Annotated in this window: 22 protein-coding genes; 15 read left to right on the top strand and 7 right to left on the bottom strand. The window is 67.9% G+C overall.

Translation table 11 applies throughout. The features are described 5' to 3' along the window. Positions 1 to 220: 220 nt before the first annotated feature. On the bottom strand, positions 221 to 1,348 hold the full coding sequence (locus AAFN86_RS24890) for an FAD-binding oxidoreductase (protein ID WP_347546293.1): 1,128 nt from the start codon (positions 1,346 to 1,348) through the stop codon (positions 221 to 223). Further along, entirely contained in the window at positions 1,345 to 2,679 is a 1,335-nt protein-coding gene (locus tag AAFN86_RS24885) for an NAD(P)/FAD-dependent oxidoreductase (RefSeq protein WP_347546292.1), read from the bottom strand. The genes AAFN86_RS24890 and AAFN86_RS24885 overlap by 4 nt, the downstream gene beginning before the upstream one ends. A gap of 280 nt (positions 2,680 to 2,959) precedes the next feature. Between AAFN86_RS24885 and AAFN86_RS24880 the strand changes: the two genes are divergently transcribed. The 10 genes from AAFN86_RS24880 to AAFN86_RS24835 all read left to right on the top strand — a co-directional run bounded on the left by AAFN86_RS24880 (position 2,960) and on the right by AAFN86_RS24835 (position 13,512). After that, complete coding sequence (locus AAFN86_RS24880) at positions 2,960 to 4,519, top strand: ABC transporter substrate-binding protein (RefSeq protein ID WP_347546291.1); 1,560 nt, start codon at positions 2,960 to 2,962, stop codon at positions 4,517 to 4,519. Continuing rightward, complete coding sequence (locus AAFN86_RS24875; protein ID WP_347546290.1) at positions 4,516 to 5,454, top strand: ABC transporter permease; 939 nt, start codon at positions 4,516 to 4,518, stop codon at positions 5,452 to 5,454. Before AAFN86_RS24880 ends, AAFN86_RS24875 begins: the two co-directional genes overlap by 4 nt. Next, positions 5,451 to 6,305: an ABC transporter permease gene (locus AAFN86_RS24870; protein ID WP_347546289.1), complete on the top strand. Its 855-nt coding sequence runs from the start codon at positions 5,451 to 5,453 to the stop codon at positions 6,303 to 6,305. The genes AAFN86_RS24875 and AAFN86_RS24870 overlap by 4 nt, the downstream gene beginning before the upstream one ends. After that, positions 6,302 to 8,125 (top strand): ABC transporter ATP-binding protein, encoded by a 1,824-nt coding sequence (locus tag AAFN86_RS24865; RefSeq protein ID WP_347546288.1) that lies wholly within the window; start codon positions 6,302 to 6,304, stop codon positions 8,123 to 8,125. Before AAFN86_RS24870 ends, AAFN86_RS24865 begins: the two co-directional genes overlap by 4 nt. Before the next feature lie 83 nt (positions 8,126 to 8,208). Beyond that, positions 8,209 to 9,228, top strand: a complete 1,020-nt coding sequence (locus AAFN86_RS24860; protein WP_347546287.1) for an extracellular solute-binding protein — start codon at positions 8,209 to 8,211, stop codon at positions 9,226 to 9,228. A 2-nt stretch (positions 9,229 to 9,230) separates the two neighbouring features. Beyond that, positions 9,231 to 10,253 carry an ABC transporter ATP-binding protein gene (locus tag AAFN86_RS24855; RefSeq protein ID WP_347546286.1) on the top strand — a complete coding sequence of 341 codons (1,023 nt, stop codon included), beginning with the start codon at positions 9,231 to 9,233 and terminating at the stop codon, positions 10,251 to 10,253. Continuing rightward, entirely contained in the window at positions 10,250 to 11,071 is an 822-nt protein-coding gene (locus AAFN86_RS24850; protein WP_347546285.1) for an ABC transporter permease subunit, read from the top strand. The genes AAFN86_RS24855 and AAFN86_RS24850 overlap by 4 nt, the downstream gene beginning before the upstream one ends. After that, the gene (locus AAFN86_RS24845) at positions 11,068 to 11,874 is read left to right on the top strand and encodes an ABC transporter permease subunit (protein ID WP_347546284.1); all 807 of its coding nucleotides are present in this window, start codon (positions 11,068 to 11,070) and stop codon (positions 11,872 to 11,874) included. The genes AAFN86_RS24850 and AAFN86_RS24845 overlap by 4 nt, the downstream gene beginning before the upstream one ends. A 4-nt stretch (positions 11,875 to 11,878) precedes the next feature. Further along, a complete protein-coding gene (locus AAFN86_RS24840; protein WP_347546283.1) occupies positions 11,879 to 12,544 on the top strand; it encodes an RraA family protein in 666 nt (221 codons plus the stop codon). A gap of 2 nt (positions 12,545 to 12,546) precedes the next feature. Beyond that, positions 12,547 to 13,512: a 2-hydroxyacid dehydrogenase gene (locus AAFN86_RS24835; protein ID WP_347546282.1), complete on the top strand. Its 966-nt coding sequence runs from the start codon at positions 12,547 to 12,549 to the stop codon at positions 13,510 to 13,512. Between the two features lie 48 nt (positions 13,513 to 13,560). On the opposite strand, the gene AAFN86_RS24830 is transcribed toward AAFN86_RS24835, so the two are convergent. Continuing rightward, positions 13,561 to 14,424 carry an isocitrate lyase/PEP mutase family protein gene (locus AAFN86_RS24830; RefSeq protein WP_347546281.1) on the bottom strand — a complete coding sequence of 288 codons (864 nt, stop codon included), beginning with the start codon at positions 14,422 to 14,424 and terminating at the stop codon, positions 13,561 to 13,563. Positions 14,425 to 14,651: 227 nt separating this feature from the next. Between AAFN86_RS24830 and AAFN86_RS24825 the strand changes: the two genes are divergently transcribed. From AAFN86_RS24825 to AAFN86_RS24805, 5 genes are read left to right on the top strand one after another with little or no spacing between them, the layout of a single operon-like run. Next, a complete protein-coding gene (locus AAFN86_RS24825; RefSeq protein ID WP_347546279.1) occupies positions 14,652 to 15,644 on the top strand; it encodes an ABC transporter permease in 993 nt (330 codons plus the stop codon). Next, the gene (locus tag AAFN86_RS24820) at positions 15,641 to 16,750 is read left to right on the top strand and encodes an ABC transporter permease (protein ID WP_347546278.1); all 1,110 of its coding nucleotides are present in this window, start codon (positions 15,641 to 15,643) and stop codon (positions 16,748 to 16,750) included. The genes AAFN86_RS24825 and AAFN86_RS24820 overlap by 4 nt, the downstream gene beginning before the upstream one ends. Then, on the top strand, positions 16,743 to 17,741 hold the full coding sequence (locus AAFN86_RS24815; protein ID WP_347546277.1) for an ABC transporter ATP-binding protein: 999 nt from the start codon (positions 16,743 to 16,745) through the stop codon (positions 17,739 to 17,741). The genes AAFN86_RS24820 and AAFN86_RS24815 overlap by 8 nt, the downstream gene beginning before the upstream one ends. After that, the gene (locus AAFN86_RS24810; RefSeq protein ID WP_347546276.1) at positions 17,738 to 18,736 is read left to right on the top strand and encodes an oligopeptide/dipeptide ABC transporter ATP-binding protein; all 999 of its coding nucleotides are present in this window, start codon (positions 17,738 to 17,740) and stop codon (positions 18,734 to 18,736) included. The genes AAFN86_RS24815 and AAFN86_RS24810 overlap by 4 nt, the downstream gene beginning before the upstream one ends. A 19-nt stretch (positions 18,737 to 18,755) precedes the next feature. After that, the gene (locus AAFN86_RS24805; protein WP_347546275.1) at positions 18,756 to 20,786 is read left to right on the top strand and encodes an ABC transporter substrate-binding protein; all 2,031 of its coding nucleotides are present in this window, start codon (positions 18,756 to 18,758) and stop codon (positions 20,784 to 20,786) included. 12 nt (positions 20,787 to 20,798) lie between these two features. Here the strand turns inward: AAFN86_RS24805 and AAFN86_RS24800 are convergent, their stop codons facing one another. From AAFN86_RS24800 to AAFN86_RS24785, 4 genes are read right to left on the bottom strand one after another with little or no spacing between them, the layout of a single operon-like run. Next, positions 20,799 to 22,385, bottom strand: coding sequence for an ABC transporter ATP-binding protein (locus AAFN86_RS24800; protein WP_347546274.1), 1,587 nt, complete (start codon positions 22,383 to 22,385; stop codon positions 20,799 to 20,801). Continuing rightward, positions 22,382 to 23,215, bottom strand: a complete 834-nt coding sequence (locus AAFN86_RS24795) for an ABC transporter permease (RefSeq protein ID WP_347546273.1) — start codon at positions 23,213 to 23,215, stop codon at positions 22,382 to 22,384. The genes AAFN86_RS24800 and AAFN86_RS24795 overlap by 4 nt, the downstream gene beginning before the upstream one ends. Further along, complete coding sequence (locus AAFN86_RS24790; RefSeq protein WP_347546272.1) at positions 23,215 to 24,192, bottom strand: ABC transporter permease; 978 nt, start codon at positions 24,190 to 24,192, stop codon at positions 23,215 to 23,217. The genes AAFN86_RS24795 and AAFN86_RS24790 overlap by 1 nt, the downstream gene beginning before the upstream one ends. Beyond that, positions 24,189 to 25,781 (bottom strand): ABC transporter substrate-binding protein, encoded by a 1,593-nt coding sequence (locus tag AAFN86_RS24785; RefSeq protein ID WP_347546271.1) that lies wholly within the window; start codon positions 25,779 to 25,781, stop codon positions 24,189 to 24,191. The genes AAFN86_RS24790 and AAFN86_RS24785 overlap by 4 nt, the downstream gene beginning before the upstream one ends. Positions 25,782 to 25,783: the final 2 nt, after the last annotated feature.

Below are 25,783 nucleotides of genomic sequence, written 5' to 3'. Positions count from 1 at the left end.
TTGAAAGGTCAGGGCTGGATGGGGCGCCTGGCTCCGGTACGGGCTCAAAGGCCCCAGGTTTCAGCGGGCTCCCACCCAACTCCAGCCTCGCCGGCAACCCACCAGCAGGCAACGACAAGATACAAGGTTTGCGCGTCATGCCATAGGCGTGCCTTCGGCACGACGCGTCTGAGGGCAGGCCGAAGCCGATACCAACTGGCGAAGAATTCGGCCGTTGGTATCAGACCGGCAAGGCATCCCAGCCTTGCCGGCTGCGCCAATCCAGCGGCAGGTTGCCGAAGCGTGAAAGCTTCAACTGCGACAGGTCGGCGAAGTCGCATCGGCCCTGCAGCACCAACTGCGCCAATGCCCGCCCTGTCGCTGGCGACAGCCCGAAGCCGACCGACGACATGCTGGCGACCACCACATTCCCCGGATCCTCGAGACGATCAAGGATAGGCCTGCCATCCGGCGTATTCTCCACGATGCCGCCCCAGGAGCGGATGACCCGCACATGGCCGAGGCGCGGGAACAATTCGTTGAGCCGCCGCGCCAGGCTCGCCACCACCGGCGAATTCACCGGCCGTGGCGTCCCCTCGCCATCGAGGTCGATCCATTCATGCGGCCCGCCGCCATAGGCCAGGTTGCCGCGCAGCGTCTGCCGCCCATACAGCCCATTGCCGTCCACGCCGCCCATGGCGATCGGTGGCAGGGGCTCGGTGACGATCATCTCGACGCGCGCCGGCGCCATCGGCACGCGATGGCCGAGCGGGGCAGCCAGCGCCGCCGTGTGCGGACCCGCCGCGATCACCACCGCATCGCAGCCAATCTCGCCGGCGCTGGTCTCGACCGCGACGGCGCGACCGGACTGCACGCGGATACCGCGCACGGCCGTGTGCTGCAGGATGCGACCGCCCAGCCGTTCAACCGCCCATGCATAGGCCTGGCTGGTACGCTGTGGGTTGGCGTGGCCGCCATACCGCCAGTGGATGCCGCCGACCGCGTTGTCGCCGACCCAGGGCACCAGGTCCCGCATCGTCGCGCGGTCCAGCATCTGCGCCTCGAAGCCCTGATCCGTCGCGAGCTTCGTCGACTTCCACAAACGGTCCAGTTGCCCGTCATCGAGCGCGACCTTCAGCCGATGCGGCCGCCATTCGGTCGGGTGTTCAAGCAACGCGTCCATCATCGGCCACAACCGCTGCTCCTCGCGGAACAGGGGCGAATAGGGGTGCGTGCAGCCGCCACCATTGCGACCGCTGGCTTCCCAGCCCACGATGCCCTTCTCGACGACGGTGACGGGGTGGCCGTCCCGCGCCAGCCAGAAGGCGGTGGACAGGCCTGTGACGCCGCCGCCGACGATGACGATCACTTCACCACATCCTCTCCGCTGAGCCGGCCGCCGATGTATTCGGCATCCTCCGGCGCCGGTTCCCAATGCGGCAACCATTGCGCGGCGATGCCGAACCAGCCGGTCCAGTTCGCGCGCAGCGCGGGGTCTTCCTCCAGGGCTGCCAGGACAGACAGCGGCAGCGGCCGCAACGGCGCGCGATGGGATGCAAGCGGCGCGACGCCATCGCGCGACAGCAATGCATGCACGCTCTCACGGCAGCGCCGCCCCTGGCATGGGCCCATGCCGGCGCGGGTCAGCCGCTTCACCTGGTCCTGGTTCAGCAGGCCGAGTGCGCCGAGGCCGGCCTGCGGTCCGGCGGCATCAAGGTAGCGCGGTGGGCGCAGCGCGCGCAGGTCGCCGGCGGTCACGTCCTCGCAGGCACAGACCAGCGCGTGGTCTTCAGCGAATGCCGCATCCAGCCAGGCAAGGCGCGCTGCCGGCGCCGTACCGGCCGCGTCGCCGACAATCGCGATGGCGCCAGAGCCTTGTGGCACGAAGCCACCGAATGCGGCGTCCCACCGGATGGTGCAGCCGAGCAGGTCCGGCAGATCCACCATCGGCACCGTATCGACGGCCATGATCACGGTGTCGCAGGCGACGTCGCGCCAGCCGGCGCGATCCAGCCAGGACAGACCGGTCACCTCCTCCCGTCCCTCGATGCGCAGCGGTGTCGGCGTCTCGCGGTGCGCCACGACATCCAGCCCCGCATTGCGCGCCGTCGCGATCACCTGGGCCGCGAGCGCATCGCCACCCAGCACCGCGATCCGCCGCCCGTTGAAGGCGCCGTACAGCCGCAGCGCGGCGTCGAAGCCGCGTGCGCCCATCACGCCCGGCAGCGTCCAGCCGGGGAAGGGCAGAACCACGTCGCGTGCTCCGGTCGCGATGGTCAGCCGGTCGAAGGTGACCAGCCAGGCAGCCTCGCGATCCGCCAGGCCGAGCAGCGGCTTCGGCAGCGTGCGGCTCGCCTGGCCCTTCATGAAGCCGCCCCAAGCGGCGGTGCCCAGTGCGACCTGGACACCCTCCTCCATCGCGGCCATCAGCGTCGGGCGCGCGGCGACGATGCGCTCCTCCATCCGGTCGGCATTCTGGATCGCGGCATCGAAACGCGCGCCAAACAGGTAGGGAATATCGAGACCGAACAAGCCGGGATCGAGCGGATGCTCATCCACAAGCAGCGTCTTCTCGCCGGCGGCGGCCGCGGCACGCGCGGCGGCAATGCCGGCCTCGCCAGCACCGACGACGACATGGTCGAATGCGTCGCGCAGCGGAAAGGCCTTGCCGGCGATCGAGGTTGGATCGGGTTCTGCCATCCGATGACGATAGGCGAGTGCCGCGCGCGCGTCACCGCGTCAAAATGCACCGTTTCCGCGGCGCCTGCGCAGCCGCGGCCTGGTGTCGCGTGGCCGTTGCCTCCCGATGCGAAGGCACGCAGGGCAGATGTGCCCGGTTGGTACCGCGCTGGCCTTTCGGCAGAGGGCTTGCCTGGAAATTGTCGACGTCGCGACAATCGCCCGATGGCGCCACCGGGCATGCTTGCACCACCGCCGGATTGCGTGAAACACTGGAATCAATAAAGCAGGAGAGGCACGAATGAAGAGGCGAATCGCGACCCTCGCGGCGCTTGGTGTTGCCGTGTCGATAGGTCTGACTGCACCCGTCCTGGCGCAATCGACCACGCTGCGGGTCGGCATCGCCTCAGCCGATGCGGGGGTGCTGGATCCGCATCTCAATTCATCGACGCCGGGTCGTGGCTTGCTGCAATGGATCTTCAACGGTCTGGTGCGGATCAAGCCGGGTGAACTCTCCCCCGAATTCATGGAACCGGACCTCGCCGACCGCTGGGAAAGTTCCGCCGATGGGAAGACCTGGACCTTCCATCTGCGTCAGGGCGTGCAATGTCACGGCGGGTTCGGCGAATTCACTGCCGAGGATGCCGTCTTTTCCCTGAACCGCGCCGCGACCCGCGACACCTCCGCTTTCTCCTCCGACTACGGGGCCTTTGACCGTGTGGAGGCGGTGGATCGCTACACCGTGCGGATCACGTTGAAGGAGAACATCCCGAGCCTGCTTGGCGCCGTGATGAACTATGCGGGCGGCTTCCAGGTCTGCAAGGCGGCGGTCGAGCAGATGGGTAATGAAGGCTTCCGCCGTCGCCCGATCGGTACCGGCCCCTTCGCCTTCGCGGAATACGTGCCGCAGCAATTCGCGCGTCTGACTGCCAACGACCAGTATTTCCGAGGCAGGCCGCAGATCCGCGAGGTGATGTACCGCTTCATCCCATCGGATGCCGCGCGTGACCTTGCCTTCCAGGCCGGCGAACTCGACATGATCTATGGCCGACAGGACCAGACCTGGTACACGCGCACACAGCAACTGCCGAATGTGCGCGTGGTGGCGATGCAGCCGGCCGAGATGTCGGTCATCCACCTCAACATGACCATGCCGCCGCTGAACGACATTCGTGTGCGGCAGGCCATCGCGCACGCGATCAACCGCGAGCAGATCGTGCAGTTGCGCGGGCCGAACACCTCGGTCACCGCGTTGTCGGTGGTTCCGCGCGGCTATCTCGGCCACAACCCGGATACGCCGCTGCTGCCGCCCGACATCGCCCGCGCCCGCGCATTGCTGGCGGAAGCCGGGCACCCCAACGGCATTACCATCCGCGCCATCCACACGACGCTGCCGGGGATGATGAGCGTGATGGAAGGCGTGCAGGCGCAGCTCCGCCGCGCCGGTATCACGCTGGAGATCACCCCCGTCGAACACGCGACCTTCCACGCGCAGATCCGCCAGAACCTGAGTCAGGTGGTGCATTTCCAGGCGGCGCGGTTTCCTGTCGCCGATGTCTACCTGACGCAGTTCTTCCATTCGCGTTCAATCGTCGGCACGCCGACGGCGGTGACCAACTTCTCCCATTGCCGCGTCGCGGATGCCGAGATCGACGCCGCCCGCAGCGCGACCGATCCGGCGCAGGCCATCGCGCAGTGGCGCGAAGCGCAGGTGAAGATCGTGCGGGAGGTCTGCGCCGTGCCGGTCTATGAGCAGATGCAGCTCTGGGCCTACCGCAGCAATCTCGACCTCGGCTATGAGCTGAAGGCGTCGCTGAACCTGGCACCGCCGCTGCTCGAAACGACGCGCTTCACCCGTTGAGCGCCTTCATCGTCAAGCGGCTCGGCTTCGCGCTCATCACGCTCTGGGCCGTGCTGACGCTGGTGTTCTTTATCGTCCGGGTGGTGCCCGGCGACCCGGCGCAGGTCGTGCTGGGGGATCAGGCGACGGCGGATGCGATCGCGGCGATGCGGGTGCGCCTCGGCCTCGATCGGTCGCTGGTCGTGCAATACTGGGAGTTCCTGTCCGGTGCCCTGCGCGGCGACTGGGGCACCTCCCTTGTCACCGGCCGGCCCGTGCTGGTCGAGGTGATGGCCGTCCTGCCCTGGACGCTGGAACTGACCATCGCGTCGTTGATCGTGGGCGCCGTGATCGGCATCCCGCTCGGCGTCTGGGCGGCGGTGAATCGCAACCTGATCCCGGACTATGTCACGCGGCTGGTGTCGCTGCTTGGCCTGTCCTTCCCTGCCTTCGTCTCCGGTATCCTGCTGCTGATCGTGTTCGCTATCCAACTCCGCTGGTTCCCGGTGATGTCCACCCAGGCGGATACCTTCGTCGGCTGGCTGCGCGCGCTGACCCTGCCGGCGTTCAACCTTGGCCTGATCATGGCGGCCTACATCACGCGCGTGACGCGTTCGGCGATGCTGGAGGTGTTGTCGGAGGATTACGTTCGCACCGCGCGCGCCAAGGGCGTGCCCTGGCGTGTCGTTGTCTGGCGCCATGCCCTGCGCAACGCGCTGATCCCAGTCATCACCATTGTCGGCCTCTATCTCGGCGTGCTGATCGGCAATTCCGTGCTGACCGAGATCGTCTTCAACCGACCCGGCCTCGGCAAGCTGATCGTCGGCGCGCTGAACCAGCGCGACTACACCATGCTGCAGGGAATGATGGTGATCTATACGCTGGTGGTCATCGTGGTGAACCTGCTGACGGATCTCGCCTATGGTGCAGCCGACCCGCGGGTGAAGCTGAAATGAGCGCCACCACCGCGTTCGGCGCCACCATCCGCGCCTTCAACACGAACAAGACATCCTGGTTCGGGCTTGGTGTATTCCTGGTGGTGGCGATGCTCGCCATCCTCGCGCCGTGGATCGCGCCGCACGATCCGCTGGACCAGGACTTCTTCGCCAAGCTGCAGCCGCCCTCGGCGGAGTTCCCGCTCGGTACCGACTATTTCGGGCGCGACATCCTCTCGCGCCTGCTCTACGGAGCGCGCTACTCGCTGGTTATCGGTCTCGCCTCGACGCTGGCAGCGATGGTGATCGGGTCGACCATCGGCATCCTGGCCGGCTGGCATGGCGGGCGCTTCGATGTGATCGTCATGCAGGCGATGGACGTGATGCTGGCCTTCCCGGCGCTGATCCTGGGCCTGATCATCGTCGCGGTGCTGGGGCCGACGCTGACCAACATCATCCTGGCGATCGCCTTCACCTCCATTCCTGCCTTCGCGCGCATCGCCCGCGCGCCGACCATCTCCATCAAGGAACGCGAGTTCATCGAGGCCTGCCGGTCGCTCGGCTATTCCGACACGCGCATCATGTTCGTCCACATCCTGCCGAACATCTTCGCCGAGATCCTGGTGATGTCCTCGCTCTGGCTTGCCAGCGCGATCCGCACGGAGGCCTCGCTGGCCTTCATCGGCCTCGGGCTGAAGCCGCCTACACCCACATGGGGCGGCATGATCCGGGAAGGTTTCGAGAACATCCTCGACAGCTACTGGCTGGCGCTCGCACCGGGCGTTGCCATTCTCGTCGTCGTCTTCGCCCTGAACCTGCTGGGCGACGGGCTGCGCGATGCGGTGGACCCGAAGCTGAAGGGCGAACAGTGATCCCGCCCGTCCTCAGCATCCAGGGACTCAATGTTGCCTTCCGCTCGGATGGCGCCTGGCGCCGCGTGGTCGAGGACCTGTCCTTCGACATCGGTCCACGGGAGACGGTCGCGATCGTCGGTGAATCCGGCTCCGGCAAATCGGTCACCGCGCTGTCGGCGATGGGCCTGCTGCCCGTGGTGAATTCACGCGTCGAGGGCCGCATCACGCTTGATGGCCGCGACTTGCTTGCCCTGCCTGAATCCGAGATGCGCGGCGTGCGCGGCAATGACGTCGCGATGATCTTCCAGGAGCCGATGACCAGCCTGAACCCGGTGCTCACCGTCGGTTTCCAGGTTGCCGAGGCGTTGGTCTACCACCGCGGCATGAACCGCGCGGCCGCCGAGGCCGAGGCGCTGCGCCTGTTCGAACGCGTTCGCATCCCCGCCGCCGCCTCGCGCTTCCATGAATACCCGCACCGCTTCTCGGGTGGCATGCGCCAGCGCGTGATGATCGCCATGGCGCTCGCCTGCAAGCCGAAGCTGCTGATCGCGGATGAGCCCACCACCGCGCTCGACGTCACCATCCAGGCGCAGATCCTGGAACTGGTGAAGATCCTGCAGGAGGAGGAAGGCATGTCCGTCCTCTTCATCACCCACGACATGGGCGTGGTGGCGGAGATTGCGGACCGCACGGTGGTCATGTTCAAGGGCCGCGCCGTGGAAGCCGGTCCGACCGCCGAGATCTTCCGCGCGCCGCGTGCGCCCTATACCCGCTCGCTGCTCGCCGCCGTTCCGCAACTCGGCTCCATGACAGGGCATGGCCGGCCGATGCGCTTCCCGGTGGTGGATATCGCGACCGGCGGTTCAGATGTGCCGGTCGAAGTGCCCGACACCGTGAAGGCCGCCGAGCGTCCGCTTCTCGAAGTTGCGCGGTTGGTCACGCGTTTCGACATCCGCGGCGGTATCCTCTCCCGCGTCACCGGCCGCGTGCATGCGGTGGAGGACATCTCCTTCACGCTCCATGCCGGCGAGACGCTGGCGCTGGTCGGCGAATCCGGCTGCGGCAAATCGACCACCGGCCGGTCGATCCTGCGCCTGGTGCCGCCGACCGCGGGGCGCATCCTGTTCGAGGGCGTCGACGTCGCGTCCCTCGACAAATCCGCGTTGCGGGCGATGCGACGGCGCATGCAGATGGTCTTCCAAGACCCCTTCGCTAGTCTCAATCCCCGCCGCACCGTCGGCGCAGCGTTGGCCGAGCCCATCATCGTCCATGGCATGGCAGCCAAGGCGGAAGCGCAGGATCGCGTCGCCGCCTTGTTGCGCAAGGTCGGCCTGTCACCCGACATGGCCTCGCGCTACCCGCATGAATTCTCCGGCGGCCAGCGCCAGCGGCTGTGCATCGCCCGCGCGCTGGCGCTGGAACCGCGCCTGATCGTGGCGGATGAGGCAGTCTCCGCCCTCGATGTCTCGATCAAGGCGCAGGTGCTGAACCTGATGCTGGACCTGCAATCCGAACTCGGCCTTGCATACCTTTTCATCTCTCACGACATCGCCGTTGTCGAACGCGTCAGCCACCGCATCGCAGTCATGTTCATGGGTGAGATCGTCGAGATCGGCCCGCGCGCCGCGATCTTCGAATCCCCGCAGCATTCCTACACGAAGCGGCTGATGGCGGCGGTGCCGGTGCCGGATCCCGCACGGCGGGCCATCCGGCGTGGCCTCTCGAACGATGAAATTCGCAGCCCTGTGCGCGCGCCCGATTTCAGCCCTCCGGAACGACGCTATCGGGAAGTCTCGCCAGGCCATGTCGTGCAGGTCGAAGATGGCGTCGCGGGCTGACGCGGCGCAGCATTTTTCGGGTTTACGACCGGGGCGAAGGCGCTAAACCTCCGCCCGAACCAGCCTTCAAGGTGGGACGAACCATGCTCCGCTTCACGCTCTGCTTCGCCGCGCTGCTCGCGCCTGCCATCGCGCATGCGCAGTCGCCGATGACCCTGATGGCCTATGCGGGCATCTTCAGGGACAACTACACCGCCGTCGTGGTGAATCCCTTCGGCGGCGCGCAGTACGCCGAGGGCGGCACCAGCGCGCAGATGCTCGGCACGCTGCGCGCGCAGAAGGCAGACCCGCAGACCGATGTCGTCATCATGGACGTCACCACCGCAGCACTGGCCTGCGCCGAGGGCCTTGTCGAACGCATCAATCCGGCCGACTTCCCGATCCTCGCCGAACTCGACCCGATGGCGCGGGAGGCCGGCGGCGCCTGCGGCCCTGCGGTGACCTACGACCATCTCGTCATGGTCTATGACACGCGCAACGTGCGGCCCGCCCCGACCTCGCTGGCCGCGATGTGGGATCCGGCCAATCGCGGACGCGTCGCCTTGTCCGCGCCGCCCAACATCCAGGGCCTTGCCTTCACCGCGATCCTCGCCCACGCGAATGGCGGCGACTGGCGCAACATCAATGCCGCGCTGCCGCGGCTGCGCGAGATCGCGCCGGCCGTGCAGACCTTCGATCCGAATCCGGACGGCTATACGCTGATCCTGAACGACCAGGTGCGCTTCGCCACCGGCTGGAATGCGCGCGCGCAGCTCTACGCCGACCAGTCGCAGGGCCGCATCGGGGTGGTGCTGCCGACCGAGGGCACGGTGTTCCAGATCAATACGATCAACATCGTCGCCGGCTCCAAGAACCGCGCCCGCGCCGTGGCCTTCTTCAATCATGCGTTGTCGGCCGGGCCGCAGGCGGCCTTCACGGAACGCATGTTCTACGGCCCGACCAATGCACGCGCGACGGTCGCGCCAGCCGCCATGGCGCGCACCGCGCTCGCCCCGGAATACCGCACCCGCGTCATTCCGCTCGACTGGAACGAGATGCTGCGCCTGCGCGAGACCTGGAACCAGCGTTGGCGCCGGGACGTCATCGCCGCGGCCTCCCGCTGAGCATGCACCTCGAACTCGCGGGCCTGACCCGGCGCTTCGGCACCAATCCGCCGGCGGTGGACGGGCTCAGCCTGTCGCTGCCGCGCGGCGCCCTGCTCGCCCTGCTCGGCCCATCCGGCTGCGGCAAGACGACGACGCTGCGCATGATCGCGGGGCTGGAACGCGCCGATGCCGGCCAGGTCGTGGTCGATGGCCGCGACGTCACCGCCCTGCCGCCGGAAGCGCGCAACATGGGCGTCGTCTTCCAGTCCTATGCGCTGTTCCCCCACATGACCGCGGCCGGCAATGTCGGCTTCGGGCTGGAGACGCGGCGCCTGCCGCGCGCGGAACGCAGTGCGCGCATCGCCGAGGCGCTGGCCCTGGTCGGCCTGTCCGACTATGCCGCGCGCAAGCCGCGCGCCTTGTCGGGCGGCCAGCAGCAGCGCGTCGCCTTGGCCCGCGCCTTGGCGATCCGCCCCGAGCTTTTGCTGCTGGATGAACCACTCTCGGCCCTCGATGCTCAGATGCGCGACGGCGTGCGGGAGGAGATCCGCGCCCTGCAACGCCGCCTCGGCACCACCGCGGTCTTCGTCACGCATGACCAGTCCGAGGCGTTGGCCATGGCCGATCTGGTTGCGGTGATGAATCGCGGTCGGCTCGAACAATGCGGCACGCCGGAGGATCTGTTCGAACGTCCCGCGACACGTTTCGTCGCGGGCTTCGTCGGCCGATCATCCCGTTTCGCCGGCACCGTGGAAGCGCCTGGCCTGCTGCGCGCCGGCGGCCTTGCCCTGGCGGCGGCGAACATGCCCCCGGGCGGTTCCGTCGAAGCCTATATCCGTCCCCATCACGTCGCCCTTGGCGCCGATGGAGCCATCCCGGCCCGTGTCGCCACACGTACCTATGAAGGGGCAACGGCGCTGCTGACGCTGGAGACGCCGCTCGGTTCCCTGCTCGCCGAAGTACCGGCGACCGCACCCTGGCGTGCTGGCGACAGCACTGCGGCCACGCTGCCGCCCGACGCGTTGCGGATCTTCGCGGCATGATCGGCTGGCTGCTCTGCCTGCCGGCGCTGCTGGTCATCGGGCTCGGCTTCCTGTGGCCCGCGGCGATCCTGCTGAGGATGAGCCTGAATCGCACCGACGACATCGGTGCCATGCAGCCGGACCTGACCGTCGCGACCTATGCCAGGCTGCTCGACGACGACATGCTGCCCGGTCTTGCAGCAGACACCATCCTGCTCGCCGCCGGCTGCGCGGCGATGGCGGTTGCACTTGCCTTTCCCGTCGCCCTGGCCATCCGTGCCGCGCCGCCGCGCTGGCGTGGACCCCTTGCCCTCGCGGCCGTCGCGCCGCTGCTGGTGTCCGGCACCGCGCGCGTGATCGGCTGGATTGCCATCCTCGGCGATTCCGGACTGGTGAACGGCGCGCTGACGCTGGTGGGCCTGCCGCCGCAACGGCTGATCAACAATTGGACGGGCGTGCGCATTGGCCTGGTCGAGAGCCTGATGCCCTATGCTGTCCTCGTGCTGATCGCCGGTTTCGGGCGGCTCGACGCGCGGCTTGAGGAAGCAGCGGCGACGCTCGGCGCGGGACGGCTGCGCACCTTCCTGCGCGTCACCCTGCCGCTGTCGGCGCCGGCCCTGGCGGCGGCCTTCGCGCTCGCCGTGGTGCTCGGGGCCTCCGCCTTCGTCACGCCGCGACTGATGGGCGGTGGCCGCGTCTTCGTGGTGGCGACCGAGATCTTCGACCTCGCCCTGCAAACGGTGGATTGGCCCGCGGCGGCGGCGATGGCGGTGATGTTGCTGGTGGCCCTCGGCACCGCCTTTGCCCTGCGCGCCGTGATGCCGCGCGGGCGCGCATGAGCCGCGCCGGTCCGCGCCGGCCGGGGCCGGTGGTGATCGCCGGCGCCGTGGCCGGCTTTCTGTTGTTGTTGTCGCCGGCGGTGGTGGTCGCCACCGTCTCCTTCTCCTCCGGCGATTTCCTCGCCTTCCCCCCGCCCGGCCTGTCGCTGCGCTGGTATGCAGCACTGCTTGGCAATGCCGAGATACTGTCGGCGCTGGCCACCTCGGCGATCCTCGCGGCGCTGGTCGCCATGCTGTCGCTGCTGCTGGGCCTGCCGGCCTCCTATGCCATCGCGCGGCTGGACTTCCCGGGGCGCACCGCCATCGCGACGCTGCTCGCGGCACCGCTGCTGCTGCCGACGCTGGTGCTCGGCCTCGCTTTGCTGCTGGCGCTGCAGCCGCTGAGGCTGGTGGCGACCTGGCCGGGGTTGGTGCTGGCGCATTGCACCGTCGCAGTGCCCTTCGCCCTGCGCATCATGACCACGGCGATCGGCGGCGTGCCGGCGGAGCTGGAAGCGGCGGCGCGCACGCTCGGTGCCTCCCCATTGCGCGCGGCGCTGCGCGTGACCGTGCCGCTGGCGGCACCCGGCGTGCTGGCGGCGGCAGCACTCACCTTCCTCGTCAGCTTCGACGAGACGGTGATCTCGCTTTTCCTTGTTGGGCCACGGCTGACGACGCTGCCGGTCGAGCTGTTCCGCTATGCCGAGAACCGCACCGACCCGATGCTTGCTGCCCTGTCCATGCTGCTGATCGCCATCGCGCTCACCATCGTGCTGCTGGTCGAACGCGCCGCGGGCCTGACCCGCACCCTGTCGAAGGATTGAACCCATGTCGAAATACGTGATCGGCGCCATGCCCGCGCAGATCAGTGCCGAGGTCGTCGCCCTGCTGGAGCAGACCGAGACCGCGACCGTTGGCCATTGGCGCCATTGGGGCTTCGTCGATCGTGGCGTGCAGGCGCTGCTGCGCGGCCGCCGCGTGGCGGGCACGGCGATCACGGTGCAGATCCCGGGGCCGGATTCCACGCTGCTGCATCACGCGCTCGGCCTGCTGCGGCCAGGCGATGTGCTGGTGGTGGATCGCCTGGGTGACACGCGCCATGCCTGCTGGGGCGGCGGCGTGACCGTGGCGGCCAAGGCGGCCGGGGCGAAGGCCGGCGTGGTCGATGGCCCCTGCACGGATCTCGAGGAAGTCGAGGCGTCGGATTTCCCGCTGTGGGGCCGTGGCCTCGCGCCGATCACGACGCGCATCTACGACCTGGGCGGGCGGCTGAACGTGCCGGTGGCGATCGGCGGCGTGGTTGTCTCGCCCGGCGATGCCGTACTGTGCGACGAATCCGGCGTGCTAGTGCTGCCGCCCGACGAAGCCGAGGCCGAGGCCCGCGCGGCCATCGCGCGGCAGGAACGCGGCCTTGCGACCCAGGGCCGCGTGGCGGCGGGCGAGAAGCTCGGCGTCATCAGCGGCGCGACCGCCAAGGTCCTGGCAGGCGGCTGACCATGACGCAGAAGATCGCGATGCTGCAGCCCGTCGCCGATGAGATGATGGGCATCATCCGGGAATTGCTGCCCGAGGGCTTCACCGTCCATGCCGTGACCGGCCGCGCGCCGGATGACCTGAAGGCGGCGATGGCCGATGCCGATTACGGCGTGTGGTGGGACCTGCCGGTCACCGCCGAGATCGTCGCCGCGTCGCCCAAGGTGAAGCTGTTCCACAAATGGGGCGTCGGCGTCGACAACATCGACATGGACGCCTGCCGCGCACGCGGCATCCAGATCGCCCGCACCACCGGCAGCAACGCCGCGCCGGTCGCGGAATTCACCATCGGCGCGATGATCGCACTGGCGCGCCGCATCGTGCCCGCGCACATCTCCACCGCTGCCGGCGGGTGGGAGAAGAACGAGGTCTGGAAGCGCAGCATCATGGTCACGGGCAAGACCGTGGGCATCATCGGGCTGGGCAGCATCGGCAAGGGCGTGGCGAAGCGGCTGGCCGGCTTCGACTGCCGCATCCTGTACCACAACCGCAGCCGCATCCCGGCGGCGGAGGAAGCCGCGCTCGGCGTCGAATACGCCACGCTAGACGACCTGCTGCGGCAGAGCGACATCGTCTCCCTGAACTGCCCGCTCTCGCCCGAGACGAAGGGCATGATCGACGCCCGCGCCTTCGGGCTGATGAAGCGCGGTTCGCTGCTGGTGAATGTCGCGCGCGGCGGCGTGGTGGTGGAAGCCGACCTGATCCGCGCGCTGGAGGATGGCACGCTCGCCGGTGCCGCGGTCGATGTGTTCGAGACCGAGCCGCCGCCCGCCGACCATCCGCTGCGGCGCATGCCGAACGTGATCGTCACGCCGCATACCGCGTCCACCGCCTTTGAGAATTCGCGCAAGGGCGTTGCCCATTGGCTGGGCAACATCCTCCGCGTCTCGAAGGGGGAAGCGATCCCTGAAAAGGATCGCGTCGCCTGACAGGCAGGCCGGGGCCGCGCAAACCGGCGCGGCCCCGGCCACCCAGGGTCAGCCCGGCAGGACGAAGGGCTTGGCCGCCGCCTCATAGGCGGCATAGCCGAGCGCCGCGCGGAATTCGGCCCCCGGCAGCGCGCCGTCAGCCGCCGAGCGGCCGGCGGCGAGCGCCGCCAGGCCGGCCTTCATGCCCGCCATGGCCGGGGAAAGCGTCCCGGTCGGGAAGGTGCCGATCTTCAGCCCCAGCTCGGCGGCGCGCGCCTGCGTCGGCGTCTCGCGGTCCGCACCCGGCGAAAGCACGGCGAAATGCGGCCTGCCCTTGGAGGCGGCAACCGCGCGCTTGACCTCATCCTCATCCTTCGGGCTGTCGAGGAACAGGATGTCGGCGCCCTCCTCGACATACATCTCGATGCGGGCCACGGCCTCCTCGATGCCAGCCGTCGGCCGGCAATCGGTGCGCGCCATCACCAGGATGCCGCTGTCCTTCGCGGCCTCGACGGCGGCGCGGACCTTCATGCGCACCTCCTCGCGCGGCAGGCAGGGCTTGCCGGCCGAGGTCAGCGCGCGCGGGGTGATCTTGTCCTCGATCAGGATGGCGGCCGCGCCGGCGCGGCCATAGGCGCGCACCGTCCGCTGCACGTTCATCGCATTGCCGTAACCATGGTCGCCATCGGCGAGGACCAGCAGGTCCGGTGCGGCGCCGCGCGCCATCTCAAGGCTGTTCAGCATCTCGGCGAAGGAGATCAGGTCGAGGTCCGGCCCGCCCAGGCGGCTCGCCGCGACGCAGGACCCGGACAGGAAGGCGGTCGGGAAGCCGGCCTCGTGCGTCAGCTTGGCGGTCAGGCCGTCCCAGATGGCTGGCATGGTGACGAAGTCTGGCTTCGCCAGCAGAGCGCGCATTCTGTCGGGTGGGGTCATGGCGGAATCCTCGTGGTCGTTCGTCGCGCCGCTGGCGATGGTGCCATCGGCGATTGCCGAGGACTGAAGCACGGCGCGGCGGCGCTGCGAACCCGCCCGCCACCACGAGGCCCGCTTGCCGCGGCCTGTCCTGCCGTGTTGAACTCGCGCCAGGCAACCCGACACGGATCGGGCGCGAGGAGAGGAAACCACAGGATGCCCGAGGCCACCCCAGGCCGCGCGCCAGCATGCTGAGCTATCTGCTGCAGCGCCTTGGCCTCGCGCTCGTGACATGCGTGTTCATATCGGCGCTCACCTTCGTGATCATCCGGTTGCCGCCGGGTGACTTCGTCGATGCCTATATCGCCAACCTGGTCGCCAGCGGCAGTTCCGTCTCGCAGGACCAGGCGGCGGCGATGCGTGTCGAATACGGTTTGGACCAGCCGGTGGTGGTGCAATACGCGCGCTGGATGGGGCGCGTGCTGCAGGGGGATTTCGGCGTCTCCATGGTCTGGCGCCGGCCGGTGAACGAGGTGATCGGCGACCGGCTGTGGCTGACCATGGTTGTCTCGCTGGCCGCGCTGTTCCTGACCTGGGCGATCGCCTTGCCGATCGGAATCTATTCCGCGGTGCGGCAGTATTCGATCGGCGACTACGTCTTCACAACGCTGGGCTTCATCGGACTGGCAGTGCCGAATTTTCTGCTTGCGTTGATCCTGATGTATCTGGGCTTCCGCTACCTCGGCTTGTCGGTCGGCGGGTTGTTTTCCCCGGAATTCGTGCAGGCGGAGTGGAGCTGGGCGCGGGTGTGGGACCTGATGAAGCACCTTCCACTGCCGGCCGCGGTGCTGGCGCTGGCCGGAACCGCCCAGCTGATCCGCATCATGCGCGCGAATCTCCTTGATGAACTGCGCCGGCCCTATGTCGTGACCGCGCGCGCCAAGGGGCTGTCGGAGCGCTACGTCGTGCTGAAGTATCCGGTCCGCGCGGCGCTGAATCCCTTCGCCTCGTCGATCGCCTATCTGTTTCCGTATCTCGTCTCCGGCAGCATCGTCGTCTCGCTGGTGCTGGGTCTGCCGACGGTGGGGCCGTTGCTGCTCCAGGCGCTGGTGGCGCAGGACATGTTCCTTGCCGGCGCGATCGTGCTGCTGCTGGGGGTCATGACGGTGATCGGCACGCTGGTGTCGGACCTGCTGCTGATGTGGATCGACCCACGCATCCGGCTGGAGGGACGGTCATGAGCGCCGCCACCGCGGGCTCGCAGGACCGCTGGGCGGAAGCGACGCAGCTTCAGCTGACGTGGTGGCGATTCCGCAAGCATCGGCTGGCGGTGGTCAGCCTTGTCATCATCGTCCTGTTCTACATGGTTGCGGTGTTCGCGGATTTCCTCGCGATCAACGACCCGCACGCGACCGATGCGCGCCGGTCCTTCATCCCGCCCCAGGCGATCCATCTCTTCGACGATGACGGCTTCAACCCGCATGTCTATGGCCTGCGCGGCGTTCGCGACCGCCAGACCTTCCAGCTGGTCTATACGCCGGACCCGAACCGCAGGCTGCCGGTGCGCCTGTTCGCCGAGGGCTACACCTACAACCTGTTCGGCCTGTTCGAGACCAACATCCACCTTATCGGCGTCGAAGGGGGGCAGCGGACGGATGGCATCTTCCTGCTGGGGAACGACCAGCTTGGACGCGACCTGTTCTCGCGCATGATCGTGGCGACGCGTGTGTCGCTGTCGATCGGCCTTGCCGGCGTCACGCTTAGCCTGCTGCTCGGCGTCCTCCTTGGTGGCATATCCGGGCTCTACGGCGGCTGGGTGGATACGCTGATCCAGCGTGTGATCGAGGTGCTGCGATCCATCCCGACCATACCGCTATGGATGGGCCTCGCCGCCGCGCTGCCCAATACCTGGAGCACGCTGCAGGTCTATTTCGCCATCACTGTCATCATCTCGCTGATCGGCTGGACCGACCTGGCGCGCGTGGTGCGTGGGCGCTTCCTGTCGCTGCGGGAGGAGGATTTCGTCATCGCGGCCGAGCTCGCCGGGGCGAGCCAGGGGCGGATCATCTTCCGCCACATGCTACCCTCCTTCGCCAGCCACATCATCGCCGCGGTGAGCCTTGCCCTGCCGGCGATGATCGTGTCCGAGACGGCGCTCTCCTTCCTCGGGCTGGGGCTGCGGCCGCCGGCGATCTCGTGGGGGATCCTGTTGCAGGACGCGCAGAACATCCAGGTGCTGTCGGGCGCGCCGTGGCTGCTCTCGGCGGCAGTGCCGGTGATCCTGGTGATCCTGGCCTTCAACTTTCTTGGTGACGGCCTGCGCGACGCGGCGGACCCCTATGGCTGAGCAGACATCCCTCGCGGTTCGCGATCTCGCTGTGCACTTCGAAATGGAACAGGGCACCGTGCGGGCCCTGGAAGGCGTGTCCTTCGACCTGCATGCCGGCCGCACGCTGGGCATCGTCGGGGAATCCGGCTGCGGGAAATCCGTAACGGCGCGGTCGATCCTGCGCATCCTCGACCGCCCGGGGCGGATCGTCGGCGGCCGCATCCTGCTCGACCCCGGCAGCGGGGATGAGACCGACCTGATCGCTATGGACCCGGAATCCCGCCGCATGCGCGGCATCCGCGGCGGGCGTATCGGCCTGATCTTCCAGGAACCGATGACGGCGCTATCCGTCCACTACACCGTCGGCAACCAGATCATCGAGGCGGTACGCCAGCATTCCGACCTGTCGAAATCCGCCGCCCGCGACCGCGCCATCGCATTGCTGGGCGAGGTCGGCATCCCTCGCCCCGAACTGCGCGTCGATGCCTATCCCTTCCAGCTCAGCGGCGGGCTGCGCCAGCGTGTCGGCATTGCCATGGCGCTGGCCGGCGATCCGGACATCCTGATCGCGGACGAACCCACCACCGCGCTCGACGTCACGACGCAGTCGCAGGTGCTGAACCTGCTGCGGCGCCTGCAGCGCGACAAGGGCATCGCGCTGATGCTGATCACCCACGACATGGGTGTGATCGCGGAGATGTGCGACGAGGTGGCGGTGATGTATCTCGGCCGCGTCGTCGAATACGCGCCGGTCGCCGAACTGTTTGCCGCACCGCGCCATCCCTACACGCGCGCGCTGCTGCGCGCGGTGCCGACCATTCTCGCCACGCCGCGCCAGCGGCTTGCGACGATCGGCGGCGCTGTGCCGCATCCCGGTGCGCGACCAACGGGCTGCGCCTTCCATCCACGCTGCACCGACTTCATGCCGGGCCGCTGCGACGCGGCATCGCCACCGCCGCTGACGCCCGGGCAGGCCGGTGCCTCCTGCTTCCTTGAGGTGCCGGCATGAACGTGCTCGAGGTGCAGGACCTCAAGAAGCACTACCCGATCCATGCGGGGATGCTGCGCCGGGAAGTCGGCCGCGTGCGGGCGGTGGATGGCGTGTCCTTCCACATCTCCGCCGGCGAGACGCTGGCGCTGGTGGGCGAGAGCGGCTGCGGCAAGACCACCGTGTCCCGCTGCATCCTGCGTGCCCTGTCGCCGACCTCGGGGGCGATCCGCTTCAGTCCGGAAGGTGACGAAAGCGTCGATCTCGCACGGCTGTCGAAGCGCGCGATGCGGCCGCTGCGGCGGCACATCCAGATGATCTTCCAGGATCCATATTCCTCGTTGAACCCGCGCATGATGGTGGGCGACATCATCGCCGAGCCGTTGAAGGTCAACGGCGTTCCGGCCGCGGAGCGCCATGCGCGCGTGCTGGAACTGCTCGACCTGGTGCAGATGCCTGCCGTGGCGCGCACGCGCTTCCCGCACGCCTTCTCGGGCGGGCAGCGGCAGCGCATCGGCATTGCGCGCGCACTGGCGCTGAACCCGCGCCTCGTGGTGGCGGATGAACCGGTCAGCGCGCTTGATGTCTCGGTTCAGGCGCAGATCATCAACCTTCTGCTGGATCTGCAGGATCGGCTGAAACTGTCGATGCTGTTCGTCGCGCATGACCTGTCCGTGGTGCGGCATGTCAGCGACCGCGTTGCGGTGATGTATGTCGGCCGCATCGTCGAGATTGCGCCTACCGATGCGCTGTATCGTGCACCGCGACATCCCTACACCGAGACGCTGCTCGCGGCCGTTCCGGCGCCTGACCCGATGCGTCGCGGACGTGAGATGAAGGCGACGGGCGAGGTCGCGGACCCCGCCAAGCCGCCGCCGGGCTGCGCCTTCCACCCACGCTGCCCCTATGTGCAGGACCGTTGCCGCACCGAGCGCCCCGAGTTGACCGAGGTGGCGCCGGGGCGCTGGAGCAGCTGCCACCGCGCGCGGGAGATCGAACTCGTCGGCGTGGTTTGAAACGACAAGGGAGGAAGTCATGAAGCGACGCGAATTCGGGGCGACACTGCTGGCAACGACCAGCCTCGCCTCTGCCGCCCTGGCGCAATCCCAGGGCAGCGTGCGCGAATCCAACCTGGTGGGGGAACTGGAAGGCCCCACATTGATCAACGATCCGGCGCGGCGGCCGACGCAGTTCAAGGAAGCGCCGATGCTCACCGAGCAGGTGCGCGCCGGCCGCCTGCCGCCGGTGGAACAGCGCCTGCCGCAGGATGTCATGGTGATCCAGCCCCTGCGCAGCATCGGCCGCTATGGCGGCACCTGGCGCCGCGGCTTCATCGGGCCGAGCGACAGCGAGAACGGCAACCGCATCATGTCCGCGGACAAGCCCTTCTTCTTCGACAAGACCGGCACGGAGATCGCACCCTGCCTGTGCAAGGGCTTCGAGGTCAGCGAGGATGGCCGCCGCACCACCGTCTTCCTTCGCAAGGGCATGCGGTGGTCCGATGGCAGCCCGCATACCGCCGATGACTGGGTGTTCTGGTTCGAGGACCTCTACCAGAATCGCGACCTGGTTGCCGCGCCGGCGCCGGAGATGGCATCGAACGGCAAGCCCGGCCGTGTTGAGAAGGTGGATGAGAACACCGTCGTCTTCATCTTCGATGATCCGAACTACCTGTTCCCCTATCTGCTCGCCGGCGACACGCTGGTGGGTGGCGGCCAGACGCGGCAGCAATCGGAAGGACGTGCCTACAGCGTCTATGCGCCGAAGCATTACCTTAGCCAGTTCCTGCCGAAGTACACGCCGCTTGAAACGCTGAACACGCAGGCGCGTGCCGCAGGTTTCAACAACTGGGTGCAACTGTTCCGCGCACGCTCGGATTGGCGGCTGAACCGCGACCTGCCGACGCTGTGCGCCTGGCGCATGACGCAGCCGATCACCGGCCAGCAATGGATCCTGGAACGCAACCCGTTCTTCTATGCGGTGGATACCGAGGGCAACCAGCTGCCCTATATCGACCGCGTGCAGCTGACGCTCGCCGAGAACCCTGAGGTGGTGAACCTGCGTGCTGTCGCCGGTGACTACGACTACCAGGAACGCTTCATCGATCTTGGCAAGCTGCCCATCCTGCTGGAGAACCGCGCGCGCAGCCGGTATCGCGTGCATCTCGATCCTGGCTTCAACGGCAGCGACACGGTGCTGTTCCCGAACCTGACCTACACCGATGATCGCGAGATCGGCGCGCTGCTCGCCGATGCGCGCTTCCGCCGCGCCATGGCGCTCGGTATTGACCGGGAACAGTTGAACGAGGCCTTCTGGCTCGGGCTCGGCACGCCGGGATCGGTTATTCCCGATCGCATCATTCCCGAAAGCCCGGGCGAGGAATGGCGCACGAAATGGTCCACCCATGACCCGCGCCAGGCCAATGCGCTGCTCGATGCCGTCGGGCTGACGCGCAAGGACCGCGAGGGATATCGCCTGCGCCGCGACAACGGCCAGCGCCTGCGCATCGAGATCGCTGTGGCGCAGACGCTGTCCCCCACCTGGCCGCAGCAGGCGGAGATGATCGTCCAGCATTGGCGCCAGATCGGCCTCGCGGGCGATGTGAAGGTGATGGAACGCGGCCTGGCCATTACCCGCGCGTTGAACGACCAGAACCAGATCCTGATGTGGACCAACAACGGGACGGAGAGCCTGTATCTTTACCCGCGCTATGCCTTGCCGGTGGACCCGACGGCCGGCGTGATGGGCAACGCCCATGCGCTGTGGTTCGCGTCGAATGGCGAACGCGGCACGGCGCCGACCGAACCGGAGATGCTGCGCGCTTTCCAGCTGATGCGCGCCGCCGCCGGCCAGCGCCAGGCCGAGCGCACGCGCACCGCGCAGGAGATCTGGAAGATCGCGGTCGAACAGCAATGGGGCATCGGCGTCGTCGGCCTGTCCCCGGCCTTCATGGGCGTGCGCGTGGTCAACGAGAAGCTGGAGAACGTCCCGGCCCGCACCGGCGTATCCCAGCACATCCGCACCCCTTGGGGCGGGCACCCGGAACAATGGTACTTCAAGCCGTGACCAACACCCCGGTCAGGCGCTGAACAGCGCCCGGCCGGGGATCGCTTCGATCAGGCTGCGCGTATAGGCGCTGCGCGGCGCTGCAAAGACGGATTGGATCGGGCCGGCTTCCTCGACCACGCCGTTGCGCATCACCGCGACTTCGTCACAGAGCTGCGCGGCGACGCGCAGGTCATGCGTGATGAACAGGATCGACAGGCCAAGCCGGTCCTGCAACTCCCGCAGCAGCGCCAGCACCTGCGCCTGCACGCTGACATCGAGCGCGCTGACGGGCTCGTCCGCCACCAGCACTTCCGGCTTCATGGCCAGTGCACGGGCGATGCCGATGCGTTGCCGCTGCCCGCCGGAGAATTCGTGCGGAAAGCGATCCACCGCATCGGCATCCAGACCGACCATGGTGAACAATGCGCGCGCCTCGGCCTTCGCGGCTGCCGTCGCCACGCCCGCCGCGATCGGCCCCTGAGCCACCTGCGCGCCGACGCGGCGCCGCGGATTCAGCGACGCATAGGGATCCTGGAACACCATCTGCACCAGACGCGCGGCATCACGTCGTCGTGCCGGCAGCGGTGCCCCACCTACCACCACCTGGCCGCCATCGGTGCCGAGCAGCCCGACGACGCAGCGCGCCAAGGTGGACTTGCCCGACCCACTTTCTCCCACCACCGCCAGCGTGGAACCGCGCTTCAGCGACATCGAAACGCTATCGAGCGCGCGCACCGGCTTGCGGCGCCGGAACAGACCGCGACTGGCATAGGTCTTGGTCAGGCCGCGCACCTCCAGCACCGTCTCGGCCGACAGCGTTCGGGGTTCCGGCGCGTGCAGCCCCGGCACGGCGGCCAGCAGCGCGCGCGTGTAGTCGTGCTGCGGGTTGGTCAGCACCTCCCGCGCCGTGCCTTCCTCCACCACCTGGCCCAGACGCATCACCGCGACGCGGTCGGCGATCTCGGCCACCACGCCGAAATCATGCGTGATGAACAGCACCGCGGTACCGTGGCGCCTCTGCAAATCCTTGATGAGCGCCAGCACCTGCGCCTGCGTGGTCACGTCCAGCGCAGTCGTTGGCTCGTCGCAGATCAGCACCTCGGGCTCCAGCGCCAGCGCCATGGCGATCATCACGCGCTGGCGTTGGCCGCCGGAGAGTTCATGCGGATAGGCGCGCAACGCGCCTTCCGGGTCCGGAAGGCTGACCTCGCGGAGCGCGGCCAGGGCACGGCGCTGCGCCTGCGCGGCATCGAGGCTGAGATGCACGCGCCACATCTCGCCGATCTGCGCACCGACGGTCATCAGCGGGTTCAGCGCCGTCATGGGTTCCTGGAACACCATGGCGATGCGGCGTCCGCGAACCGAACGCCAGCCCTCGGGCGACAGCGCGCAGAGATCCGCGCCCGACAGCGCCATCCGCCCAGACGTGATGGACAGGCCAGGCGCGAGCAGCCCCATCGCGGCCGAGGCGGTGACCGACTTGCCCGATCCGCTCTCGCCGACGATGCACAGGATCTCACCCGATGCGACCGACAGGGATACACCCTCGACGGCGTTCTCCCGGTCCGCGCCAGTCGGCAGGCGGATGGTGAGGCCCTCGACCAGCAGCCGCGTCATCGGCCGCCTGCCAGGCGCGGATTCAGCGCATCGTTCAGTCCCTGGCCGACCAGAGAGACACCGAGGATGGTCAGCAGGATCGCCACGCCCGGAATGGCGGATACGTACCATTCCGTGCGCAACACGCTGCGCCCCAGGCCGATCAAGTTTCCCCAGGATGGCACATTGGGATCGGACAGCTGCAGGAAGGCCAGCGCGCTTTCCAGCAGGATCGCGACCGCCATCACGACCGAGGCATAGACGATCACCGGCGGCAGCGCATTCGGCAGCACTTCCCGCAGGATCAGATGCACATCGCCCAGCCCCTGGACGCGACAGGCCTGCACGAATTCACGTGTGCGCAGGGACAGGAACTCCGCGCGCGTCAGCCGCGCGACCGGTGGCCAGGAGACGATGCCGATCGCTACCGTCACCGTCTCCATCGTGCTGCCGAACACGGCGACGAGGACCAGCAGCAGCAGGAAGTTCGGCAGCGTCTGGAAGGCCTCGGTCAGGCGCATCAGCGCGGTGTCGACGGCACCGCCATAGAAGCCCGCCACCGCACCGATTGCGATGCCGATGACCACGGCGATGGATGTCGCGACGAAGCCGATCAGCAACGAAATGCGCGCGCCGTGGAAAAGCTGCGCCGCGATGTCGCGGCCCGACGGATCGGTGCCCAGTGGAAAGCGTGGATTCGCCCCCGGCCATTGCAGCGGCCGGCCCGCCAGTCCGAGCGGGTCGTTCGGATAGAACCAGGATGCACCCAGCCCCATCACCAGCAGCGCGACCAGGATTGCCGATCCGATCAGCGCCGCAGGGCTGCGCACATAGGCGCGGAACGCCCGCATCAGGACCCCGACACGATGCGCGGATCCAGCCGCGCATAGATGATGTCGACCAGGAAGTTGATGGTGATCACCAGCAGCGCCGACACGAAGACGATGCCGAGCAGGGTGTTGAGGTCCCGCTGCACCACGCTCTCATAGGCTAGCCGGCCCAGGCCCGGCAGCGCGAAGACGCTTTCCACCACCACCGATCCGCCCAGCATCGTCCCCGCCTGCAACCCGATCAGCGTGACCATCGGCAGCATGGCATTGCGCAGGACATGCCGCACCACGACCCGCGTCTCCGACAGACCCTTGGCGCGCGCGGTGCGCACGAAGTCAAGCGACAGCACCTCGAGCATCGAGGCGCGCATGATGCGCAGGTAGATCGCCAGGAAGATCAGCCCCAGTGTCAGCGTCGGCAGCACCAGGTGCCGCACGATGTCCAGCACGGCGGCGATGCCGGTGTAGGATTCCGTGATGTCAGTGAAGCCGCCCGCCGGCAACCATTGCAGATAGACGCTGAACAGGACGATCGCCATCAGGCCGAACCAGAAGGACGGCGTGGCATAGAACACCAGTCCCAAGGTCGAGATCAGCGTGTCGGGCCACTTGTTCACCCGCCGGGCTGCCACTACGCCCAACAGCAGCCCGAAGAAGAAGGCGAAGGACAGGGATGCGACCATCAGCAGGATGGTCGGCGGCAGCCGTTCGAGGATCACGGTCGCGACCGGTTTGCCATAAATGGCCGAGAAGCCCAGATCGAGGGTCACCAGTCGCATCAGGTATCGCCAGAGCTGCGCCGCGACCCCGACATCAAGCCCGTAGAAGCGGCGCAGTTCCTCGGCAAGCGCGGGGTCGCCACCACCCATCTGCGCCATCAGCGCATCGACCGTGTCGCCCGGCGCCAACTGCAACAGCAGGAACATTCCGGCAAGGATCAGCAGCAGCGTCGGCAGCGACGCCGCCAGCCGCCACAGCGCGAGGCGCAGGACCCTCAAGACGCCAACCAGGTGTCATGCCAGGAGGAAGACGCCCAGCGCGGATTGTTCCCCGCATTGCGGATGCGCCGGTTGAACACCGAGACGAAGATCTGCTCGATGGGCATCCACAGCGGTAATTCGGTCTGCGCGGCGCGTACGAAGTCGGCGTACAGCGCCTTGCGCTTCACCGGATCGACCTCGGTTGCCGCATTATCGATGACCGCATCGATGGCGGGATCGGTCCAGCCCCATTGATTCGTCCAGGGAGCGCCGCGCGGGCTGCCGGACCGGTACCACACCGTCGTGCTGACCGCAGGGTCGCTGCGATACTGGTGCCACCCTGTCGCCAGGTCGAAATTCCAGTCGTTGTAGACCGTGCGGAGGAAGCCGGCGGCATCGAGCCGCACGATCTCGACGCGGATGCCCACCTGTTGCAGCGATTGCTGGATGAAGGTGGTCCACAGCGCGATGTCCTCGCCCCAGGGAGCGGGATTGAGGCGTAGGTTGAACCGCACGCCGCCGGCGCCGCGCCGGTGCCCGGCTTCGTCGAGCAGGCGGTTTGCCGCTGCGACGTCGTAGCCGTATTGCGGCATCGACGCGGTCGGGTAGTAGTCGGTCGAGACCGACGGGATCGGCCCGGTGCCGGGCTTGGCGAAGGGCCCGAGGAAGTTCTCGATGAAGAAGGGCACGTTGAGCGAATGCGCAATTGCCTTGCGCACGCGGATATCCGCCAGGATCGGATTGCGGAAGTTGAATTCCAGCGTGTTGGTGCGGACATTGCCTTCGTTGCCGCGCGTCGTGGATTCGAAGCGCGGATCGCGTCCGAGCCGCTGCATGTCGGCGATCGACAGTGCCGAATACGGGCTGAACAGGAGCTGGCCGGATTCCATCTGCGCAGCGGCGGCCGCGCGGTCGCCAACCACGCGCCAGATGATGCGGTCGAGATACGGCATGTTCTCGCGCCAGTAGTTCGGGTTGCGCTCGGCGATGATGTGCTGCCCGCGTTCGTACTGGACGAACTTGAACGGCCCGGTGCCGACCGGCGCGTTGTTCGCCGGATTCTGCCGGATGTCGCCCGTCTCGAAGATATGCTTGGGCGAGACGTAGCCCAGGTCCGGCAATCCGCGCAGCAGCAGCCCCTGCGGCATCGGGCGTTCGTACTTGAAGATCGCGGTATGCGGGTCGGGCGTCTGCACTTCCGTGAGGAACTGCTGCATCGTCGTCCCGTAGTTGAGGATCTTCTTCCACATCTCCATCGCGGAGAAGGCGACATCGGCGGAGGTGAAGTCCTTGCCGTCATGCCATGTCACGCCACGGCGCAGGCGGAACACATGGGTCAGCCCGTCCGGCGCACTCTCCCAGGATTCCGCCAGCACGCCGACCGGATTGCCCTGCGCGTCAAGATCGACCAGCGCTTCCTGCATCTTGCCGCCGACGATGTAGACGCCGGTCGACGCCTGAAGCGACGGATTGAGGATGCGCTGTTCCGTAGCGAAATGCACCGTCAGCACGCCGCCGCGGCGGGGCGTCTCCTGCGCCATCGCGGTGGCGGGAAACATCGCGGCGGCGCCAAGCAGCAGCGTCTCGCGGCGGGTCGGTCCGGTCATGG

The sequence above is a fragment of the Roseomonas sp. CAU 1739 genome, from assembly GCF_039839775.1.
Lineage (GTDB): Bacteria > Pseudomonadota > Alphaproteobacteria > Acetobacterales > Acetobacteraceae > Neoroseomonas.
This window is presented reverse-complemented; position numbering and strand designations above follow the sequence as displayed.

What these genes read in the sequence shown, in the direction of transcription:
- AAFN86_RS24885 (WP_347546292.1), bottom strand. Translation starts at nt 2,679, where the DNA reads ATGGCAGAACCCGATCCAACCTCGATCGCCGGCAAGGCCTTTCCGCTG.
- AAFN86_RS24880 (WP_347546291.1), top strand. Translation starts at nt 2,960, where the DNA reads ATGAAGAGGCGAATCGCGACCCTCGCGGCGCTTGGTGTTGCCGTGTCG.
- AAFN86_RS24870 (WP_347546289.1), top strand. Translation starts at nt 5,451, where the DNA reads ATGAGCGCCACCACCGCGTTCGGCGCCACCATCCGCGCCTTCAACACG.
- AAFN86_RS24860 (WP_347546287.1), top strand. Translation starts at nt 8,209, where the DNA reads ATGCTCCGCTTCACGCTCTGCTTCGCCGCGCTGCTCGCGCCTGCCATC.
- AAFN86_RS24855 (WP_347546286.1), top strand. Translation starts at nt 9,231, where the DNA reads ATGCACCTCGAACTCGCGGGCCTGACCCGGCGCTTCGGCACCAATCCG.
- AAFN86_RS24850 (WP_347546285.1), top strand. Translation starts at nt 10,250, where the DNA reads ATGATCGGCTGGCTGCTCTGCCTGCCGGCGCTGCTGGTCATCGGGCTC.
- AAFN86_RS24845 (WP_347546284.1), top strand. Translation starts at nt 11,068, where the DNA reads ATGAGCCGCGCCGGTCCGCGCCGGCCGGGGCCGGTGGTGATCGCCGGC.
- AAFN86_RS24840 (WP_347546283.1), top strand. Translation starts at nt 11,879, where the DNA reads ATGTCGAAATACGTGATCGGCGCCATGCCCGCGCAGATCAGTGCCGAG.
- AAFN86_RS24835 (WP_347546282.1), top strand. Translation starts at nt 12,547, where the DNA reads ATGACGCAGAAGATCGCGATGCTGCAGCCCGTCGCCGATGAGATGATG.
- AAFN86_RS24830 (WP_347546281.1), bottom strand. Translation starts at nt 14,424, where the DNA reads ATGACCCCACCCGACAGAATGCGCGCTCTGCTGGCGAAGCCAGACTTC.
- AAFN86_RS24825 (WP_347546279.1), top strand. Translation starts at nt 14,652, where the DNA reads ATGCTGAGCTATCTGCTGCAGCGCCTTGGCCTCGCGCTCGTGACATGC.
- AAFN86_RS24820 (WP_347546278.1), top strand. Translation starts at nt 15,641, where the DNA reads ATGAGCGCCGCCACCGCGGGCTCGCAGGACCGCTGGGCGGAAGCGACG.
- AAFN86_RS24815 (WP_347546277.1), top strand. Translation starts at nt 16,743, where the DNA reads ATGGCTGAGCAGACATCCCTCGCGGTTCGCGATCTCGCTGTGCACTTC.
- AAFN86_RS24810 (WP_347546276.1), top strand. Translation starts at nt 17,738, where the DNA reads ATGAACGTGCTCGAGGTGCAGGACCTCAAGAAGCACTACCCGATCCAT.
- AAFN86_RS24805 (WP_347546275.1), top strand. Translation starts at nt 18,756, where the DNA reads ATGAAGCGACGCGAATTCGGGGCGACACTGCTGGCAACGACCAGCCTC.
- AAFN86_RS24800 (WP_347546274.1), bottom strand. Translation starts at nt 22,385, where the DNA reads ATGACGCGGCTGCTGGTCGAGGGCCTCACCATCCGCCTGCCGACTGGC.
- AAFN86_RS24795 (WP_347546273.1), bottom strand. Translation starts at nt 23,215, where the DNA reads ATGCGGGCGTTCCGCGCCTATGTGCGCAGCCCTGCGGCGCTGATCGGA.
- AAFN86_RS24785 (WP_347546271.1), bottom strand. Translation starts at nt 25,781, where the DNA reads ATGACCGGACCGACCCGCCGCGAGACGCTGCTGCTTGGCGCCGCCGCG.